The organism is Streptomyces sp. NPDC028907 (assembly GCF_055564995.1).
In genome coordinates, this window is the sequence record NZ_JBVHVE010000007.1 from 269,157 (window position 1) to 286,978 (window position 17,822).

Consider the following 17,822-nt stretch of genomic DNA (forward strand, 5'->3'; position numbering starts at 1 on the left):
GCGGTCCGTGGCCTTGAGTCTACGGCGTGGAGCGGTGGTTGGAAGTGGGTCGCCAGGGCCCGCTCAGCCACGCGCCCGCTGGGTCACGGCGATGCACACCAGCACCGCCGCGGCCGTCAGCGGGGCGGCCACTGTCAGGTGCTCGCCCAGCAGCAGCACCGACCACACCAGTGTGAGCAGCGGCTGGGCCAACTGCAACTGGCTGGCCTTCGGGATGCCGATCGCGGCCATGCCCCGGTACCAGACGACCAGACCGAGGAACTGCGAACCCGCCGCGACCCAGAGCAGTCCGGTGACGCCGTGCCAGGTCAGCTGGACGGGCTCGTACGACAGCGCCACGGCGGCGGCCGGCACGCTCAGCGGCAGACACAGCACCAGCGCCCAGCCCACCACCTGCCAGCCCGGCATGACCCGGGCCAGCCGGCCGCCCTCGGTGTAGCCGGCCGCGCACACCAGCAGCGCCCCGAAGAGATACAGGTCGGCGGTGGTCAGGGTGCCGCCGCTCTGCTGCACGGTGAAGGCGACGACCGCGGCGGCGCCCACGAGGGCGGCGATCCAGAAGGTGCGCGACGGGCGGGCGCCGACGCGCAGGGCCGAGAACAGCGCGGTGGTGAGCGGGAGCAGACCGACCACGACCGCCGCGTGCGCGGTGGTGGAGGTCTGCAGCGCCAGCGTGGTCAGGAGCGGGAAGCCGAAGACCACTCCGGCGGCGACCACCGCGAGGCCCGCCCAGTGCCGGCGACCGGGAAGCGGCACTCGCAACGCCAGCAGGCAGCCGCCCGCGATCAGCGCGGCCAGCACGCTGCGCACCGCGACCAGGGACCAGGGGCCGAAGCCCTCCAGACCCCAGGCGGTGGCAGGGAAGGTGAGGGAGAAGGCCGCGACACCGAGAGCGGCCTGGAGGGTGCCGGTAGAGGTGCCGGGCCGACCACTGACCGCTATCCCAGTCGGGGCGATAGCGCTACTCTGTGTTCTCATGCAAGAGCGTAGCAGCGTGGCTGAACTGGCGGAACAGCTCCGAAGGGAGCTCGACCGCTACTCTCCCGGTGGAAAGCTCCCGTCGAGCCGGTCGCTCGTCGAGCGGTTCCGGGTGAGTCCGGTGACCGTCTCGCGCGCCCTCGCGCGGCTCACCGCCGAGGGGCTGGTGGTGACCCGGCCCGGCGCGGGCGCCTTCCGCGCCCCGCAGCGCACCCCGCTCGTGGCGGCGGGCGACACCTCCTGGCAGGAGGTCGCCCTCAGCGCCGACAGTGCCGCCGACGTCGTACCGCGCACCGTGGACGCTTCCGGTGTCACGGTCTGTCTCGCCACTCCGCCGCCCGGAGTGATCGAGTTCAGCGGCGGCTATCCCCACCCCTCGCTCCAGCCCGAGAAGGCCATGGCCGCGGCGCTGTCCCGGGCCGGCCGCCGACCCGGCGCCTGGGGCCGGCCGCCGCTGGACGGACTGCCCGAGCTGCGCGAGTGGTTCGCCCGCGAGATCGGCGGCACCGTCACCGCCGCCGAGGTGCTGATCGCGGCGGGCGGCCAGTCCGCGCTGACCACCGCGCTGCGCGCACTGGCCCCGCCCGGCGCGCCGGTGCTGGTCGAATCGCCCACCTACCCCGGCATGCTGGCCATCGCCCGCGCGGCCGGACTGCGCCCGGTGCCCGTACCGGTGGACTCGGACGGAGTGAAGCCGGCCCTGCTCGCCGACGCCTTCCGCGCCACCGGCGCCCGTGTCTTCGTCTGCCAGCCGCTCTTCCAGAACCCCACCGGCGCGGTCCTCGCCCCCGAGCGCCGCCCGGAGGTGCTGCGCATCGCGCGCGAGGCCGGTGCCTTCGTCGTGGAGGACGACTTCGTACGGCGTCTGGTGCACGAGGACGCGGGTCCGCTGCCGCGTCCGCTCGCCGCCGACGACCCCGACGGTGTCGTCGTCCATGTCTGCTCGCTCACCAAGGCGACCTCGCCCAGCTTCCGGGTCGGCGCGCTCACCGCGCGCGGTCCGGTGCTGGAACGGCTGCGCGCCATCCAGGTCGTCGACACCTTCTTCGTGTCCCGCCCGCTCCAGGAGGCGGCCCTGGAACTCGTCGGCTCGCCCGCCTGGCCCCGCCATCTGCGGACCCTGTCCGCCGAACTCAGGGCCCGCCGTGACGTCATGACCGCGGGCCTGCGGCTGCACCTGCCCGAACTCTCCCTTCCGCACGTCCCGTCCGGCGGCTACCACCTCTGGCTCCGCCTGCCCGACGGCACCGACGAAGCGGCCCTGACCGCGGCCGCCCTGCGCACCGGCGTCGCGATCACCCCCGGCCGCCCCTACTTCAGCGCGGAGCCCCCGGCGGGGCATCTGCGGTTGAGCTTCGCGGCGGTGGCCGGGACGGGGGAGATCGTGGAGGGGGTGCGGCGACTGCGGGCGTCGTGGGACGAGGCGCTCCAACCACGGGGCGGCGCGGCGGCGGGGCACTGACGACCGCCCGCCCACCGGGAAAAGCGCTCGACGCCCGGCATCCCGGCCTGCGAACGTCGGCGCATGACCGACGCCACCCCCCTGCCCCAGACCGACGGCTACGAGATCTCGACCGACGCCCGGCGCATCGACGCCGAGCGGGTGCACCGGTGGCTGTCCACCGACGCGTACTGGGCGATCGGGCGGCCGCGGGAGAAGCAGGACCGGGCGATCGAGGGTTCGCTGAACTTCGGGGTGTACGACACGGTTTCGGGGGAGCAGGTGGCGTATGCCCGGGTCATCACGGACCGGGTGACCTTCGCGTGGCTGTGTGACGTGTACGTCGACCCTTCGGTGCGCGGCAAGGGCATCGGGACGTCGCTCGTCGGGGCGGTGCGCGAGCACCTGCGGCCGTACGGGCTGCGGCGGATGCTGCTCGCGACGCACGACGCGCACGGGGTCTACGAGAAGCTCGGGTTCAAGGTGCTGGAGCACCCGGACCAATGGATGGCGCTCTACTTCTAGTTGCGTACTTGAACATCCAACAGCCGTTTTCCAGTGACTTGTCCGCCTGGTCCTGACCCCGCAGTAAGCTTTCGTCCACCCTCGGTGACGCCTGCACAAAGCCTCTTGACCTGCGTACTTCCGCGACACACCATCGCCGCATGTCGCTTCGGGTCACGTTCGTCGCCGCCGCGCGCAGCTCCCCGCTGCTCGCCGAGCGCTTCGAGGACGACCGGCCGCTGGACCAGGCCGGCTGGGACGAGGTGCAGCGTGTCGCGCGCGACCTGCTGCCGCTGGCGGCGGCCGAGCTGCGCTACTGCTCGCCGACCCCGCGCAGCCGCGCCACCGGCGACGCCCTCGGCTACGCGCCGCTGGTCCAACTCGCCCTGCGCGATTGCGGCATGGGCCGCTGGCGCGGGCTCACGCTGGGCGAGGCGATGGCCCGGGAACCGGACGCGGTGGACGCCTGGCTCGCCGACCCGCGCGGCACACCGCACGGCGGGGAGTCCCTGCTCGCGTTCATCGGCCGGGTCGGCGGCTGGCTCGACACGCGGCCCGTGGAGGACGGCGGCCGGATCGTCGCCGTGGCCGAACCGTCCGTGATCCGGGCCGCCCTGGTCTACGCCCTGAAGGCACCCCCCGCCACGTACTGGAACATCGACGTACGCCCCCTGTCGACCACCACCGTGACCGGTCACGCGGGCCGCTGGAACCTCCGCTTCGACGGGGCGCCGACTCAGCCCTCGCGGGCGTAGTCCGTGGTGAGGACGAGGTCCTTCGCCGGACCCCGTACCCGCCACACGGTCCGCCAGTGGTTCTCGTCCCGGACGGTGAACTCGCCCCGGTAGAGGTCGGCCGAGCACGGGTGGTCGGTGACGTGACGGCCGGTCGTCAGGTTCAGGTCGTGGAAGAAGCGGCCGTCGGCGAAGTGGACGTCCGCCGTTCCCGGTGAACCGCCCGGCAGGAAGCGCAGGGTGCGCTCGGCGGGGCGCGCGACTCCACCCCACAGGAAAGTGCCGGTCTCCTGGTGCAGGAGGCCGGAGTCGTCGTCCCGTCCGAATACCGTCGTACCGGAGAACTCCCCCTCCTCTCCGCTCGCCAGATCCCGCACCGACCGCCCGACCCTCCCCCACGCTCGAATCGAGCTCACGCGGGGGCACCCCCATCGCTCCCGGTCAGATAGGTCAGCGCATCCGGTACTGGCCAGAACTCGCCCATCCGCTCCTCGCTTCCGACACTTTCGGTACCGCGCGACCCGTTGACGCTATGGATCCCCCTCCCTATCTTGCCGTTCGAAGTGCTGATCAGCGTTTGATATTTCGAACATCGAGCCGCGGAGTATCCATGCCACGCAATGCCAGCCGCTGGAGATTCGGCCTCGCAGCCACCGCCTTCCTGGTGGCAGCCGGTCTCATCCCGTCGCCCGCCCACGCCGAGGACGTCACCGACTACGCGATCACCGTCGACCCGACCGCCAAGGGTGCGGCGATCGACGACACGATGTACGGCGTCTTCTTCGAGGACATCAACCGGGCCGCGGACGGCGGACTGTACGCCGAGCTCGTGCAGAACCGGTCCTTCGAGTACTCCACCGCCGACAACGGCTCGTACACGCCCCTGACGTCCTGGACGGTCGGCGGTACGGCCCGGGTCGTGAACGACACCGGCCGCCTCAACGAGAGCAACCGCAACTACCTGTCCCTGGACGCCGGTTCGACCGTGACGAACACCGGATACAACACCGGCATCCGGGTCGAGCAGGGCAAGAAGTACGACTTCTCCGTGTGGGCCCGTGCCGAGAGCGGCAGCACGCTCACGATCTCCCTCAAGGACGCCGCCGGCACGCTGGCCACCGCCCGGCAGGTCGCCGTGAAGGGCGGCTGGGCCAAGTACAAGGCCACCTTCACCGCCACCCGCACCAGCAACCGCGGCCGCCTCACCGTGGCCGCGACCGCCGCCGCCGCGCTCGACGAGGTCTCGCTGTTCCCGCGCGACACCTACAAGAACCAGCCGAACGGCCTGCGCAAGGACCTCGCCGAGAAGATCGCCGCCCTGAAGCCGGGCTTCGTGCGCTTCCCCGGCGGCTGCCTGGTCAACACCGGCTCGATGGAGGACTACAGCGAGGCCTCGAACTGGCAGCGCAAGCGCAGCTACCAGTGGAAGGACACCATAGGCCCGGTCGAGCAGCGCGCCACCAACGCCAACTTCTGGGGCTACAACCAGAGTTACGGCCTCGGCTACTACGAGTACTTCCGCTTCTCCGAGGACATCGGCGCCATGCCGCTGCCCGTCGTCCCCGCCCTGGTGACCGGGTGCGGCCAGAACAAGGCCACCGACAACGAGGCGCTGCTCAAGCGGCACATCCAGGACACCCTCGACCTCATCGAGTTCGCAGGCGGCCCGGCGACCTCCAAGTGGGGCAAGGTCCGCGCGCAGATGGGCCACCCCAAGCCCTTCCGGCTGACCCACATCGGGGTCGGCAACGAGGAGAACCTCCCCAAGGAGTTCTTCGCCCGCTTCGAGCAGTTCCGGGCCGCCATCAAGGCCAAGTACCCGGACATCACCGTCATCTCCAACTCCGGCCCGGACGACGCCGGCACGACCTTCGACACCGCGTGGCAGCTCAACCGCGAGGGCAAGGTCGACATGGTCGACGAGCACTACTACAACAGCCCGAACTGGTTCCTCCAGAACAACGACCGCTACGACTCCTACGACAGGAACGGCCCCAAGGTCTTCCTCGGCGAGTACGCCTCCCAGGGCAACGCCTGGAAGAACGGCCTCTCCGAAGCCGCCTTCATGACCGGTCTGGAGCGCAACGCGGACGTCGTCAAGCTCGCCTCCTACGCCCCGCTGCTCGCCAACGAGGACTACGTCCAGTGGCGGCCGGACATGATCTGGTTCAACAACCGGGCCTCCTGGAACTCGGCCAACTACGAGGTCCAGCGGCTGTTCATGAACAACGTCGGCGACCGCGTGGTCCCGTCCAGGGCCACCACCACCCCGAACGTCAGCGGCCCCATCACCGGTGCCGTCGGCCTGTCCACGTGGGCGACCAGCGCCGCGTACGACGACGTCAAGGTCACCTCGGCGGACGGCTCGACGCTGTTCGGCGACGACTTCTCCGGTGACGCCTCGAAGTGGACGCACAGCGGTGCGGGCAGCTGGAGCATCCAGGACGGCCAGTACGTCCAGACCGACGCCGCCGCCGAGAACACCATGGTCACGGCGGGCGACCCGGCCTGGAAGGACTACGACCTGCATGTGAAGGCCACCAAGAAGTCCGGCAAGGAGGGCTTCCTCGTCGCCTTCGGCGTCAAGGACACCGGCAACTACTACTGGTGGAACCTGGGCGGCTGGAACAACACCCAGTCGGCGATCGAGCAGGCCGTCGACGGCGGCAAGGGCACCCTGATGACCAAGCCCGGGTCGATCGAGACGGGCCGCGCCTACGACATCGACATCAAGGTGCGCGGCCGCCAGGTGACCCTGCTCCTCGACGGCAAGGAGTGGGGCAGCTTCACCGACGACAAGCCGGCCGAGCCGTTCCGCCAGGTCGTCACCAAGGACGCCAGGACCGGTGACCTGATCGTCAAGGTCGTCAACGCCCAGTCCGCCGAGGCCCGCACGGCCGTCGACCTCGGCGGCGCCAAGGTCGCCTCCACCGCCCGTGTGACCACGCTGGCCGCCGACCAGGACGCGGTGAACACCGAGACGGACACGCCGGTGACCCCGGTGACGTCCACCTTCCGGGGCGTGGCCGCGAAGTTCACGTACACCTTCCCGGCGAACTCCGTCACCTTCCTGCGGATCAAGCAGAGGTAGGAGCGCCCGAGACGCTCAGCTGCCGGCGGCCCACCCCGGGACCGTCGGCAGCACCTTCTCGGCGACCCGGAGCAGTACGGCGCCGTCCGGCACCATGCCGTCCGCACGCCACAGGGTCACGTCGTAGGAGCCGCCGCCGTCCTTCACGTCCTGGGCCACCATGACGGAGCGCAGCGGGACGCCGGTGCCGGTCTCGGCGTCGCCGCCGTCGAGACGGAAGTTGATCCTGATGGTGCGGTTCGAGTACAGCACCGCCGGCCGGCCCAGCACCGTGCGCTGCGTCTCGTCCCATCCCAGTACGTCGGTACGACGCGGTGACGGGGAGGTCGTCGTACGTCGCCGAGAGCGTCACGGTGTAGGTGTCGAACTCGACCTCCGCGGTGGGCATCGGGATCTTCTCGGCCCCGTCGAGTCCGGCGGAGCCGTCGTTGCCGAAGGCGGTCTTCGCGGTCTCCGTCGGCGTGCCCAGCAGCTCGGCGAGGTCGGGTCGCAGCAGCGCCTCGCACAGCTGCTTTCCGCTCACCCGGCCGGTCGGCTTGCCGGGCTCCTTCTCGTCGGAGCAGCTGCCACGGCCGCGAAGGCCTGCCCCCACGCGTTGTGGCCCTTCTCGGGCGAGCCGATCTTTTCGGTCATGTCCCCCACCTGCCGTGATCCCCTGATACGCGCCCGGGGACACTAGCTCATGGACATGACACGAACAAAGGCGGCTTCCGTGCCCTGTCTCCCGGTCGGCGGCCGACGCCCGGCCAAGATTGCATAAACCTGCGGCGAAACGTATAGTCATGCCATCTAGGAGGAGGATTCCATGGCGGTACGTGCGGCAGTGGCCGGAGCGAGCGGATACGCGGGCGGGGAACTGCTGCGTCTGCTCCTGGCGCACCCCGATGTCGAGATCGGGGCCCTGACCGGCAACTCGAACGCGGGACAGCGGCTCGGCGCGCTCCAGCCGCACCTGCTGCCCCTCGCCGACCGCATACTCCAGGCGACGACCCCCGAGGTCCTCGCCGGACACGACGTCGTCTTCCTCGCCCTGCCTCACGGGCAGTCGGCGGCCGTCGCCGAGCAGCTCGGCCCGGACGTGCTCGTCGTCGACATGGGGGCCGACTTCCGGCTGAAGGACGCGGCCGACTGGGAGACCTTCTACGGCTCCCCGCACGCCGGCACCTGGCCCTACGGCCTCCCCGAACTGCCGGGTGGCCGCGCCGCGCTGGAGGGGTCCAAGCGCATCGCGGTACCCGGCTGCTACCCGACCGCCGTCTCACTCGCCCTCTTCCCGGCCTACGCCGCCGGCCTCGCCGAGCCCGACGCCGTGATCGTCGCCGCCTCCGGCACCTCCGGCGCGGGCAAGGCACCCAAGCCCCATCTGCTGGGCAGCGAGGTCATGGGCTCCATGACGCCGTACGGCGTCGGCGGCGGCCACCGGCACACCCCCGAGATGATCCAGAACCTCAGCGGCGCGGCGGGCGAGCGGGTGTCCGTCTCCTTCACACCGACCCTCGCCCCGATGCCCCGCGGCATCCTCGCCACGTGCAGCGCGAACGCCCGCCCCGGCGTCACCGCGGACTCCGTGCGCGCCGCCTACGACAAGGCCTTCGCCGACGAGCCCTTCGTCCACCTCCTTCCGGAGGGACAGTGGCCCGCCACGGCGTCCGTCTACGGTTCGAACGCCGTTCAGGTGCAGGTCGCGTACGACGCCGCCGCGAACCGCATCATCGCGATCAGCGCCATCGACAACCTGACCAAGGGCACCGCCGGCGGTGCCGTCCAGAGCATGAACCTCGCCCTGGGTCTCGCCGAGACCACCGGACTGACGACGATCGGAGTTGCGCCGTGAGCGTGACGGCAGCAAAGGGATTCACGGCGGCGGGCATCGCCGCCGGGATCAAGGAGAACGGCAACCCGGACCTGGCCCTCGTGGTCAACACCGGGCCCCGCCGCGCCGCCGCCGGTGTCTTCACGTCCAACCGTGTGAAGGCCGCGCCCGTACTGTGGTCCGAGCAGGTCCTGAAGAGCGGGCAGGTCTCCGCGGTCGTCCTCAACTCCGGTGGCGCCAACGCCTGCACGGGGCCCAAGGGCTTCCAGGACACCCACGCGACCGCCGAGAAAGCCGCCGAGGTCCTCGGACGAGGCGCCGTCGAGATCGCCGTCTGCTCCACCGGCCTCATCGGCGTCCTCCTCCCCATGGACAAGCTCCTCCCGGGCGTCGAGACCGCCGCCGCGCAGCTCTCCGAGCACGGCGGCGAGAGGGCCGCCATCGCCATCAAGACCACCGACACCGTCCACAAGACGTCCGTCGTGACCAAGGACGGCTGGACCGTCGGCGGCATGGCGAAGGGCGCGGGCATGCTCGCCCCCGGCCTCGCCACCATGCTGGTCGTCCTCACCACCGACGCCGCCGTCGACAACGACGTACTGGACAAGGCCCTGCGCGCCGCCACCAAGGTCACCTTCGACCGCGTCGACTCCGACGGCTGCATGTCCACCAACGACACCGTGCTGCTGCTCGCCTCCGGCGCCGCCGAAGTCACCCCGGAGTACGAGGAGTTCGCCGCAGCGGTACGGCAGGTCTGCGACGACCTCGGCCAGCAGCTGATCCGGGACGCCGAGGGCGCCAGCAAGGACATCAAGGTCGAGGTCATCAACGCCGCGACCGAGGACGACGCCGTCGAGGTGGGCCGCTCCATCGCCCGCAACAACCTCCTCAAGTGCGCCATCCACGGCGAGGACCCCAACTGGGGCCGCGTGCTCTCCGCCATCGGCACGACAACCGCGGCCTTCGAACCCGACCAGCTCAACGTCGCCATCAACGGCGTCTGGGTGTGCAAGAACGGCGGCGTGGGCGAGGACCGCGAGAAGGTCGACATGCGCTACCGCGAGGTGCACGTCGTCGCCGACCTCGCGGCCGGCACCGAGACCGCCACCATCTGGACCAACGACCTCACCGCCGACTACGTCCACGAGAACAGCGCGTACTCGTCATGACCAACTCACCCGCGCGCAAGCACACCGCGCTCCCCAAGGCCCAGATCCTCATCGAGGCGCTGCCCTGGCTGGTCCGGCACAACGGCAAGACCGTCGTCATCAAGTTCGGCGGCAACGCCATGATCGACGAGGACCTGAAGGCCGCCTTCGCCCAGGACGTCGTCTTCCTGCACCACGCCGGCCTCAAGCCGGTCGTCGTGCACGGCGGCGGCCCGCAGATCAGCGCCGCCCTCGACAAGCACGGCATCGTCAGCGAGTTCAAGGCCGGTCTCCGGGTCACCACCGAGGACGCCATGGACGTCGTACGGATGGTGCTGGCCGGGCAGGTACAGCGCGAGCTGGTCAACCTGCTCAACCAGCACGGCCCGCTCGCCGTCGGCCTGACCGGCGAGGACGCGCACACCATCTCCGCCACCAGGCACCAGCCCGAGATCGACGGCGAGCTGGTCGACATCGGGCGGGTCGGCGAGATCACCGGCATCGACACGGGCGCGATCGAGGCCCTGCTGGCCGACGGCCGGATCCCGGTCGTCTCCTCGATCGCCCGTTCCGAGGACGACGGACATGTCTACAACGTCAATGCTGATACGGCGGCTGCGGCACTCGCTGCTGCTCTGGGCGCCGAAACCCTCATGGTCCTCACGGACGTCGAGGGCCTCTACGAGGACTGGCCCAACTCCGACGAGGTGATCAGCCGCCTCACCGCTTCCCAACTGGAGAAGCTGTTGCCGGAGTTGAGCTCCGGCATGGTGCCCAAGATGGAGGGCTGTCTGCACGCCGTGCGCAACGGCGTCCAGACCGCCCGCGTCATCGACGGCCGGGTCCAGCACTCGATCCTGCTGGAGATCTTCACCGATGAAGGCATCGGCACGATGGTCGTGCCGGACGCGCAAGAGGGGGATGCGGAATGACCGGGACCGCGACCAACGCAGAGTACGCCCAGCGGTGGCAGGGCTCGCTCATGAACAACTACGGCACCCCGCGACTCCCTCTCGTACGCGGTGAAGGCCTCAAGGTCTGGGACGCCGACGGCAAGCAGTACCTCGACTTCGTCGGCGGCATCGCGACCAACGCGCTCGGCCACGCCCACCCGGCGATCGTCGAGGCCGTGAGCAAGCAGATCGCGTCCCTCGGTCACATCTCCAACTTCTTCATGGCCGAGCCGACCATCGCCCTCGCCGAACGGCTCCTGGAGCTCTTCGGCCGGGACGGCAGGGTCTTCTTCTGCAACTCCGGCGCGGAGGCCAACGAGGCCGCCTTCAAGATCGGGCGGCTGACCGGGCGCACCCACGTCGTCGCCACCGAGGGCGGCTTCCACGGCCGCACCATGGGCGCCCTCGCGATGACCGGCCAGCCCGGCAAGCGGGAGCCGTTCCTGCCGCTGCCCGGTGACGTCACGCATGTGCCGTTCGGTGACGCGCAGGCACTGGCCGCCGCCGTCACCGAGGAGACGGCCCTGGTGATCATCGAGCCCATCCAGGGCGAGCTCGGGGTCGTCGTGCCGCCGGCCGGCTATCTGAAGGCCGCGCGGGCGATCACCGCCGCCAGCGGGGCGCTGCTCGTCCTCGACGAGGTGCAGACCGGCGTCGGCCGTACCGGGCACTGGTTCGAGTACCAGGCCCACGAGGGCGTCCTGCCCGACGTCGTCACCCTCGCCAAGCAGCTCGGCGGCGGGCTGCCGCTGGGCGCCACGGTCGCCTTCGGGCGGGCCGCGGACCTGCTCCAGCCCGGACACCACGGGACGACCTTCGGCGGCAACCCGGTCGCGTGCGCCGCCGGCCTGGCGGTTGTGGACACCATCGCGAACGAGGGGTTGCTGGAGAACGTCAAGCAGCAGAGCGAGAAGTTGCGCGACGGGATCGAGGCGCTGGGCCACCCGCTGATCGACTATGTCCGGGGCGCGGGACTGCTCCTGGGTATCGTGCTCACCGAGCCGCACGCCGCCAAGGTGCAGCAGGCGGCTCAGGATGCCGGATTCCTGGTGAACGCGCCCGCCCCCGATGTCGTGCGGCTCATGCCGCCGCTGAACCTCGGGGACGACGAAGTGGAAGCGCTTCTTCAGGCCCTTCCCGGCATCCTGGACCAGGCCAACGGGGACGGATGATCCGGGAATGAGACGACGATGAGTCAGGCGCAGGACCACGAGCACAACGGGGCCGCCGGGCCTGCCGTGCCGCAGACCCGTACCGCACGCCACCGCCGGATCGTGGACATCCTCAACCGGCAGCCCGTGCGGTCGCAGAGTCAGTTGGCGAAGCTGCTGTCGGACGACGGGCTGAGCGTCACGCAGGCGACGCTCTCCCGGGATCTGGACGAGCTGAACGCGGTGAAGATCCGTAACAATGACGGTGACCTGATCTACGCGGTGCCGAGTGAGGGCGGGTTTCGTACGCCGCGTGCCCCTCTCGGGGAGTCGGCGAAGGAGGAGCGGATGCGGCGGTTGTCGCAGGAGCTGCTCATCTCCGCGGAGGCTTCCGCGAATCTCGTGGTCCTGCGGACCCCTCCGGGGGCGGCGCAGTTCCTGGCCTCGGCCATCGATCAGGCCGAGCTGCAGGACATCCTGGGGACCATTGCCGGTGACGACACGTTGCTTTTGATCAGCCGGAATCCCACGGGGGGTCAGGCTCTCGCTGATCACTTGCTTCGGTTGGCTCAGAACGGCCACTAGTCGCCGAAGGGGGGCCTGGGATTCGTTGGCCGCGGGTTGTTCGTGGCTGGTCGCGCAGTTCCCCGCGCCCCTTGGGCGTTGTGGCCGGCGGCACCCGCCGGCGCGGTGAGCGTCACGCCCACGCAGGTACTCAGCCCAGCCGCGCCGCCAACCCCCCGGTACAGCGGACCTCGTCGCCCGCCGTGATCAAGAGCGCCTCCACGTCCGGCAAGGACTCCAGCCAGCGCGAACCCTGGCGTGAACCCATGGCGAAAGCCGCCGTCGCCCAGCAGTCCGCCCAGGTCACCGAGGGGGCGACGACCGTCACCGCCACCAGGTCCGTCACCGCGGAGCGGCCCGTGCGGGGGTCGACTATGTGGGCGCCCCGTTCTGCCGTGCCGGAGGTGGCGACCGCCAGTTCGGACAGGCCGGCGGCGGAGATGACGGCCGCGAGGCCGCCCGGGCGGAGGGGGTCGGAGACGCCGACCCGCCAGGGGCGCTGGGGGCCCGGTACACCCAGCAGCTGGACGTCGCCGCCGCCGTTGAGGCTGACGCCGCTCACGCCGGGGACGTCCGCGAGGCGGCGGGCCGCGCGTTCCACGGACCAGCCCTTGACGATGCCGGTCGGGTCGAGGCGGCCCTGGTACGACGTGCTGAACCAGCCCTCGCTGGTCCGCTCGGCCTCGGCGCCCAGCTCCAGCACCTCGGCGACCTCCGGATCGCACTCGTCGACGGTCAGCTCACCGCGTACCAGCCGGGAGATCTGGCTGTCGCCGCGGTAGGTGCTGAACACCTCGTCGACCCGGTGCAGTCCGGCGACCGCCTCTTCCAGTGCCGACCGCACGGCACCGGGGTCCCCGCCGCGGACGTCGAAGGAGAAGACCGTCCCCATGACCTCCTCCGCATGACGCGCCGCGGCGGGAGCTTCTGTCGGTTCCACCACCGTGTCAGCCACCGGCCTGGTCCAGTGCCGACTGGAGGGATTCCTTGTATCCGGCGCTGGTGTAGGTGGCTCCGGAGACGGCGTCGATGTCGGCGGTGCCTGCTGCGACAGCTGCCTGGTTGAGTTTCGGCACGGCGTTGGCGGTGACCTGGTCGCTCTGGCCGCCCTTGGGCGTCTGGACCGTCTCCGCCTTGGTGATCTTCCCGCCGGCGACCGTGACGCGGACCTGGACCGGGCCGTACTGCGTCTGGGAGACCTTGCCGGTGACGGTACGAGCCTGCGCGGCGCCCGAACCCTGGGACCCGGAACCCTGGGAGCCCGACCCCTGTGACGCACCGGCGCTCGCCTGCGCCTTGTCGAGGGCGGACTGGAGGGATTCCTTGTATCCGGCGCTGGTGTAGGTGGCTCCGGAGACGGCGTCGATGTCGGCGGTGCCTGCTGTGACGGCTGCCTGGTTGAGTTTCGGTACGGCGTTGGCGGTGACCTGGTCGCTCTGGCCGCCCTTGGGGGCCTGGACCGTCTCCGCCTTGGTGATCTTGCCGCCGTTGACGGTGATACGGACCTGGACCGCGCCGTACTGGGTCTGTACGGCGTCGCCGGTCACCGTGGCGGCCTGGGCGGAGCCGGACCCCTGCGCACCGGCGCTCGCCTGCGCCTTGTCGAGGGCGGACTGGAGGGATTCCTTGTATCCGGCGCTGGTGTAGGTGGCTCCGGAGACGGCGTCGATGTCGGCGGTGCCCGCTGTGACGGCTGCCTGGTTGAGCTTGGGTACGGCGTTGGCGGTGACCTGGTCGCTCTGGCCGCCCTTGGGGGCCTGGACCGTCTCCGCCTTGGTGATCTTGCCGTTGGCCACCGTCAGGCGTACCTGCACGGCCCCGTACTGGGTCTGCGCCGCGTCACCGGTGAAGGTGCCGGTGGCCGCCGCCTGGGCGCCGCCCTGGGCCGAGGCCGCAGGCGGTGCGCCGACGCCCGCCGCCTGCGCGGAACCCGGGTCGGAGGCCGGCTTCAGCGACAGCAGCAGCACGATCCCGGACACGGTGGCGGCGCCGGCCAGCACGACACGCCGGATGGGGTGACTCTTCCTCATCGCTTCTACAGCTCCTGAAGTCTTGAAGTCTCGAAGTCCCGTCGCTCACATCTCGAACGACTCGTGATGGATGCGGCGGGCGGGCACACCCGCGCCGCGCAGTGCTTCGTAGACGGACTGCGCGAAGCCGGCCGGCCCGCACATGAACACGTCGTGCTTGTCGATGTCGGGCAGCTTCTGCTGCAACCGCTCCGCCGAGATGTCGGGCCGCTCGCCGTCCGGGCTGTTCACCGCGTACATCAGACGGGCGCCGCGCTCGTCGGCGATCTTGGCCAGCTCGTCCCACAGCGCCAGGTCCTGGGTGCTGTTGGCCCGGTAGAGGAGGGTGATGTCACCGGACGCGCCGGGCAGCGTCTCGAACAGGGCCCGCATCGGCGTGATGCCGACACCGCCGGCGACCAGCAGCACCTTGCCGCGGCTGCGTCGCTGCGCCGTCATCGCGCCGTACGGCCCCTCGGCCCACACCTTGGTGCCGGGCGTCAGGTCACGCAGCCGCGACGTGTGGTCGCCGATCGCCTTGACCGTGATCCGCAGCATGTCCGGGCGGGGCGCCGCCGACAACGAGTACGGGTGGGAGCTGAACCGCATCCCCGGCGCCTTGAACCGCCACCGGAAGAACTGCCCGGCCTCCGCGCCCATCCGGTGCAGCTTGCGCCCGCCGATCAGCACCGACACGATGCCCGGCGTCTCCTCGATGACGGCCTCGACGTACATCCGGTGCCGCAGGTTGAGCCGGATCGGGGTGAGGACCCGGTACCAGAGCACCAGCGCGGTCACGATGCCGTACAGCCCGTACCAGAAGGTCTTCGCGGTGGGCTCGACGGCGAACTCGTTGCCGGTGGTGATCTGGTGCCAGAACGTCAGGTACACCGCCGCGTACGTGAGCAGGTGCACGTGGTACCAGGTGTCGTACCCGATCATGCGGCGGACGCCACCGATCGAGAGGAACGCGATGAGGAAGAGCAGCCCGGTGCCGATGGCCGCCTTGCCCATGTCCGGCAGCGTGTTGACCGAGTCGATCGTCTGCTGGACGACGTCACCGAGCGTCTTGCCCGCCTGGAGCGCGTATGCCCACATGGTCAGGAAGACATGCGCGATGACCAGGCAGATCGTGTAGCGCCCGCTCATCGCGTGCCAGCGGGCGACCCGGTCCGAGCCCACCCGCCGCTCCAGCGCCGGCACCCGCGCCATCTGGAGCACGACGAGCGCCATCAGGTACCCGGCGAGCAGCCCGGTGATCCGCCCGGCCGCGAGGATCTTCGCCGTGTTGTCCGCGAGGGACGGCGTGTTGTCCCACCACAGCCACAGCACCGCCGCCGCGCCCGCCCATAGGGCGATCACCAGCGGTACGGCCGGGGAGCGGCGCGGGCGGATGCGGCGCATCGTCTGGCGGCGAGCGGCACGGCCGCCTGCGAGCGTGGTGGTCACGGTTCCTCCGGGGACGGGGCAAGGGGGGTGCGTGATGGGCGTGGTCCCTTGGCCCTGAGATACGTGCGGGGAGGTCCGTGTGTTCAGTGGTGCGCGCTCAGTACCGGGTGATGGCCGTGGGCCCCTTCGCCGTTCCGATCGCGATGTGCGGCTTGCGCCCCGGATCGGCCCATTTGAGGATCCGGCGCATCGCGTCCCGCGACACCGACACACAACCGGCCGTCGCCCCGCGCCCCTTCACATGAAGGAAGATCCCGGCTCCGCGGCCCTTGACCGGGCGGTCGTAGTTGAAGCCGATGACGAGTGCGTGCGCGTACAGCGAGCCGTAGGAGATCAGGTGCTCGGACTCGGCGGCCCGGCAGTCGCGGGCTCGCGGCTCGCTCCACCGGTTGTAGGCACGGGAGTCGTTGTCCTGGCACCACCAGGAGCCCTTGCGCACCCGGCGGTACTCGTACGTCGTCCCGCGCGGCGCCGCGTTGATGCCGAAGGCGTACGGCAGCCCGTACAGCCCGGTCGGCGTGGTGTTCGTGCTCTGCTTGCGCCTGGCCCCCTCGACGAGCCCCTTCGCGCCGAACCGGGCGGACGCCGACCCGGCCTTCAGCCATGTCCCGTCGACCCGGTCCCACCAGGTCACGGTGCCGGACGTAGAACCCGCTCGCGGTGCCACGGCGGTGATCAGCTGGGTGCCGCCCCCGGTGTCGGCCATGCGTGCGGGCAGTGGCCGCGGCGGCCCCTCACCCGGCGCGGCGCCGAGGACGAGGAGGGACGCGGACGCGAGGGCGACGACACCGGGGCGCATGGCTCAGACGCTAGACGGCGGGAGCGGCAACGGCACCCCGGGTAGGCCGTCCAGGCTGGTCGCGATGTGCCTCTTGGCGAAGTACGCGCTCAGCGAGTCGTCGTCCTCGCGCGCGAACCGCCGGGCGTGCAGGTCGCGGTCCTCGTCGTACGTCATGAGCGGGACCGCGTATCCACAGGAGTCGCGAATGACATCGGCCCGCACCACGACGATCGCGCGCAGACCGTGCAGGGACGGGTCGATGTCGGGAAAGTGCCCGAGCAGTTCCTCGAACCGTTCGTCGTCACGGAAGACGGCCTCACCGCGGCCGTGCACCCGGACGATGTTGGGCGGGCCCTGGAAGGCGCACCACATCAGGGTGATCCGGCCGTTCTCCCGCAGGTGCGCGACCGTCTCGGCGTTGGAGCCGGCGAAGTCGAGGTAGGCCAGGGTCAGTTCGTCGAGGATCGCGAAGGAGCCCTTCAGGCCCTTGGGGGAGAGGTTGACCGTGCCGTCGGCCGACAGGGGAGCGGTCGCGGTGAAGAAGAGGGGCTGCTCCTCGATGAACGTGCGGAGTCTGCCGTCTATGCGTTCATAAGTTTTTCCCACGTCAACCGATTATGGGCGCGTGTCGTTCGTTTGTCTAAAGAATTGTGGGTGCGTGCGGAATCACCGCGGCCGCCCCGGCCGGCGTGCCAACGGGGCGGCCACGGCTGCCTGTCACGTCACCGGGTGAGCGTGCAGGCGGCGAACGCCTCCAGTCCCTCGGGCTTCGCCGCTGCCCGGCCGATGGCGGTCTCGATGCGGTTGAGGGCGGCGACGCGCTTGTCCTCCAGCGGGCCGAGGATGGCGTTCTGGACGAAGTTGGGTCCGCCCTGGCCGACGGTGTTGACGAGGCGCTGGTTGGCTTCGTCGATCTGGGTCTGGAGCTGGGCGAGGTTGCGGTCGACCTCGGCCTGCGCGGAGGCCGGGATCGCGGGCAGCTGGCCGGTCACGTCCGGACACGTGATGGTGCCGGGTCCGGCCAGTGTGCGGGCGTTCGTGCCGGCGCTCTTCGAAGACGAGCTCGTCTCCCCGGCGAGGGCGAAGCCGGCGATCACCGTGCCGGACAGCGCCACCGCGGCGGCGCCGCCGATGAACGCGACGCGGCGCTTGTTGTACTTCGGAAGAGCCCTGGACATGCGGATGCCTCACTCGGGTTCGGGGGTG

At 70.6% G+C, this 17,822-nt stretch carries 16 protein-coding genes and 3 pseudogenes; 9 read left to right on the plus strand and 10 right to left on the minus strand.

Features of this window, described 5'->3' with window-relative positions; all coding sequences use genetic code 11:
• Window positions 1-63: 63 nt before the first annotated feature.
• The gene (locus tag ACZ4UU_RS23325; RefSeq protein ID WP_471905314.1) at window positions 64-978 is read right to left on the minus strand and encodes a DMT family transporter; all 915 of its coding nucleotides are present in this window, start codon (window positions 976-978) and stop codon (window positions 64-66) included.
• Here ACZ4UU_RS23325 and ACZ4UU_RS23330 point away from each other — a divergent pair.
• From ACZ4UU_RS23330 to ACZ4UU_RS23340, 3 genes are all read left to right on the plus strand, one after another.
• Entirely contained in the window at window positions 977-2,440 is a 1,464-nt protein-coding gene (locus ACZ4UU_RS23330; protein ID WP_471905315.1) for an aminotransferase-like domain-containing protein, read from the plus strand. The two genes, ACZ4UU_RS23325 and ACZ4UU_RS23330, sit on opposite strands and share 2 nt — an antisense overlap.
• A 63-nt stretch (window positions 2,441-2,503) precedes the next feature.
• The gene (locus ACZ4UU_RS23335) at window positions 2,504-2,944 is read left to right on the plus strand and encodes a GNAT family N-acetyltransferase (RefSeq protein ID WP_471905316.1); all 441 of its coding nucleotides are present in this window, start codon (window positions 2,504-2,506) and stop codon (window positions 2,942-2,944) included.
• 140 nt (window positions 2,945-3,084) lie between these two features.
• Window positions 3,085-3,678 carry a histidine phosphatase family protein gene (locus tag ACZ4UU_RS23340; RefSeq protein WP_471905317.1) on the plus strand — a complete coding sequence of 198 codons (594 nt, stop codon included), beginning with the start codon at window positions 3,085-3,087 and terminating at the stop codon, window positions 3,676-3,678.
• Here ACZ4UU_RS23340 and ACZ4UU_RS23345 read toward each other — a convergent pair.
• Window positions 3,660-4,141, minus strand: a pseudogene (locus ACZ4UU_RS23345) (DUF6314 family protein). The gene ACZ4UU_RS23340 and the pseudogene ACZ4UU_RS23345 overlap by 19 nt on opposite strands.
• A 126-nt stretch (window positions 4,142-4,267) precedes the next feature.
• On the opposite strand from ACZ4UU_RS23345, the gene ACZ4UU_RS23350 reads away from it, so the two are divergent.
• Entirely contained in the window at window positions 4,268-6,748 is a 2,481-nt protein-coding gene (locus ACZ4UU_RS23350; RefSeq protein ID WP_471905318.1) for an alpha-L-arabinofuranosidase C-terminal domain-containing protein, read from the plus strand.
• A gap of 15 nt (window positions 6,749-6,763) precedes the next feature.
• Here the strand turns inward: ACZ4UU_RS23350 and ACZ4UU_RS23355 are convergent, their stop codons facing one another.
• Both ACZ4UU_RS23355 and ACZ4UU_RS23360 read right to left on the minus strand, forming a co-directional pair.
• Window positions 6,764-7,018: a hypothetical protein gene (locus tag ACZ4UU_RS23355; RefSeq protein ID WP_471905496.1), complete on the minus strand. Its 255-nt coding sequence runs from the start codon at window positions 7,016-7,018 to the stop codon at window positions 6,764-6,766.
• Window positions 7,019-7,115: 97 nt separating this feature from the next.
• Window positions 7,116-7,532, minus strand: a pseudogene (locus ACZ4UU_RS23360) (DUF6215 domain-containing protein); the annotation flags it as partial.
• A 21-nt stretch (window positions 7,533-7,553) separates the two neighbouring features.
• Between ACZ4UU_RS23360 and argC the strand changes: the two are divergent.
• The 5 genes from argC to ACZ4UU_RS23385 are packed head-to-tail and all read left to right on the plus strand — an operon-like array spanning window position 7,554 to window position 12,398.
• The gene (argC, locus tag ACZ4UU_RS23365; protein WP_471905319.1) at window positions 7,554-8,582 is read left to right on the plus strand and encodes an N-acetyl-gamma-glutamyl-phosphate reductase; all 1,029 of its coding nucleotides are present in this window, start codon (window positions 7,554-7,556) and stop codon (window positions 8,580-8,582) included.
• The gene (argJ, locus tag ACZ4UU_RS23370; RefSeq protein WP_471905320.1) at window positions 8,579-9,730 is read left to right on the plus strand and encodes a bifunctional glutamate N-acetyltransferase/amino-acid acetyltransferase ArgJ; all 1,152 of its coding nucleotides are present in this window, start codon (window positions 8,579-8,581) and stop codon (window positions 9,728-9,730) included. The genes argC and argJ overlap by 4 nt, the downstream gene beginning before the upstream one ends.
• On the plus strand, window positions 9,727-10,641 hold the full coding sequence (gene argB / locus ACZ4UU_RS23375; protein ID WP_471905321.1) for an acetylglutamate kinase: 915 nt from the start codon (window positions 9,727-9,729) through the stop codon (window positions 10,639-10,641). The genes argJ and argB overlap by 4 nt, the downstream gene beginning before the upstream one ends.
• Window positions 10,638-11,834, plus strand: a complete 1,197-nt coding sequence (locus ACZ4UU_RS23380) for an acetylornithine transaminase (RefSeq protein WP_471905322.1) — start codon at window positions 10,638-10,640, stop codon at window positions 11,832-11,834. Before argB ends, ACZ4UU_RS23380 begins: the two co-directional genes overlap by 4 nt.
• Before the next feature lie 18 nt (window positions 11,835-11,852).
• Window positions 11,853-12,398 (plus strand): arginine repressor, encoded by a 546-nt coding sequence (locus ACZ4UU_RS23385; RefSeq protein WP_048581150.1) that lies wholly within the window; start codon window positions 11,853-11,855, stop codon window positions 12,396-12,398.
• 130 nt (window positions 12,399-12,528) lie between these two features.
• On the opposite strand, the gene ACZ4UU_RS23390 is transcribed toward ACZ4UU_RS23385, so the two are convergent.
• From ACZ4UU_RS23390 to ACZ4UU_RS23415, 6 genes and pseudogenes are all read right to left on the minus strand, one after another.
• A complete protein-coding gene (locus ACZ4UU_RS23390; RefSeq protein WP_471905323.1) occupies window positions 12,529-13,269 on the minus strand; it encodes an FAD:protein FMN transferase in 741 nt (246 codons plus the stop codon).
• 55 nt (window positions 13,270-13,324) lie between these two features.
• Complete coding sequence (locus ACZ4UU_RS23395; RefSeq protein ID WP_471905324.1) at window positions 13,325-14,407, minus strand: FMN-binding protein; 1,083 nt, start codon at window positions 14,405-14,407, stop codon at window positions 13,325-13,327.
• A 45-nt stretch (window positions 14,408-14,452) separates the two neighbouring features.
• Window positions 14,453-15,835, minus strand: a complete 1,383-nt coding sequence (locus tag ACZ4UU_RS23400) for a ferredoxin reductase family protein (RefSeq protein ID WP_471905325.1) — start codon at window positions 15,833-15,835, stop codon at window positions 14,453-14,455.
• Between the two features lie 97 nt (window positions 15,836-15,932).
• Window positions 15,933-16,634, minus strand: coding sequence for a L,D-transpeptidase family protein (locus ACZ4UU_RS23405; protein ID WP_471905326.1), 702 nt, complete (start codon window positions 16,632-16,634; stop codon window positions 15,933-15,935).
• Between the two features lie 3 nt (window positions 16,635-16,637).
• The gene (locus tag ACZ4UU_RS23410; RefSeq protein ID WP_471905327.1) at window positions 16,638-17,222 is read right to left on the minus strand and encodes a pyridoxamine 5'-phosphate oxidase family protein; all 585 of its coding nucleotides are present in this window, start codon (window positions 17,220-17,222) and stop codon (window positions 16,638-16,640) included.
• A 125-nt stretch (window positions 17,223-17,347) separates the two neighbouring features.
• A pseudogene (locus ACZ4UU_RS23415) lies at window positions 17,348-17,794 on the minus strand (hypothetical protein); the annotation flags it as partial.
• Window positions 17,795-17,822: the final 28 nt, after the last annotated feature.

Coding starts and splice junctions, on each gene's coding strand:
- ACZ4UU_RS23330 (WP_471905315.1), top strand. CDS start 977: ATGCAAGAGCGTAGCAGCGTGGCTGAACTGGCGGAACAGCTCCGAAGG.
- ACZ4UU_RS23325 (WP_471905314.1), bottom strand. CDS start 978: ATGAGAACACAGAGTAGCGCTATCGCCCCGACTGGGATAGCGGTCAGT.
- ACZ4UU_RS23335 (WP_471905316.1), top strand. CDS start 2,504: ATGACCGACGCCACCCCCCTGCCCCAGACCGACGGCTACGAGATCTCG.
- ACZ4UU_RS23340 (WP_471905317.1), top strand. CDS start 3,085: ATGTCGCTTCGGGTCACGTTCGTCGCCGCCGCGCGCAGCTCCCCGCTG.
- ACZ4UU_RS23350 (WP_471905318.1), top strand. CDS start 4,268: ATGCCACGCAATGCCAGCCGCTGGAGATTCGGCCTCGCAGCCACCGCC.
- argC (WP_471905319.1), top strand. CDS start 7,554: ATGGCGGTACGTGCGGCAGTGGCCGGAGCGAGCGGATACGCGGGCGGG.
- argB (WP_471905321.1), top strand. CDS start 9,727: ATGACCAACTCACCCGCGCGCAAGCACACCGCGCTCCCCAAGGCCCAG.
- ACZ4UU_RS23380 (WP_471905322.1), top strand. CDS start 10,638: ATGACCGGGACCGCGACCAACGCAGAGTACGCCCAGCGGTGGCAGGGC.
- ACZ4UU_RS23385 (WP_048581150.1), top strand. CDS start 11,853: ATGAGTCAGGCGCAGGACCACGAGCACAACGGGGCCGCCGGGCCTGCC.
- ACZ4UU_RS23390 (WP_471905323.1), bottom strand. CDS start 13,269: ATGGGGACGGTCTTCTCCTTCGACGTCCGCGGCGGGGACCCCGGTGCC.
- ACZ4UU_RS23395 (WP_471905324.1), bottom strand. CDS start 14,407: ATGAGGAAGAGTCACCCCATCCGGCGTGTCGTGCTGGCCGGCGCCGCC.
- ACZ4UU_RS23405 (WP_471905326.1), bottom strand. CDS start 16,634: ATGCGCCCCGGTGTCGTCGCCCTCGCGTCCGCGTCCCTCCTCGTCCTC.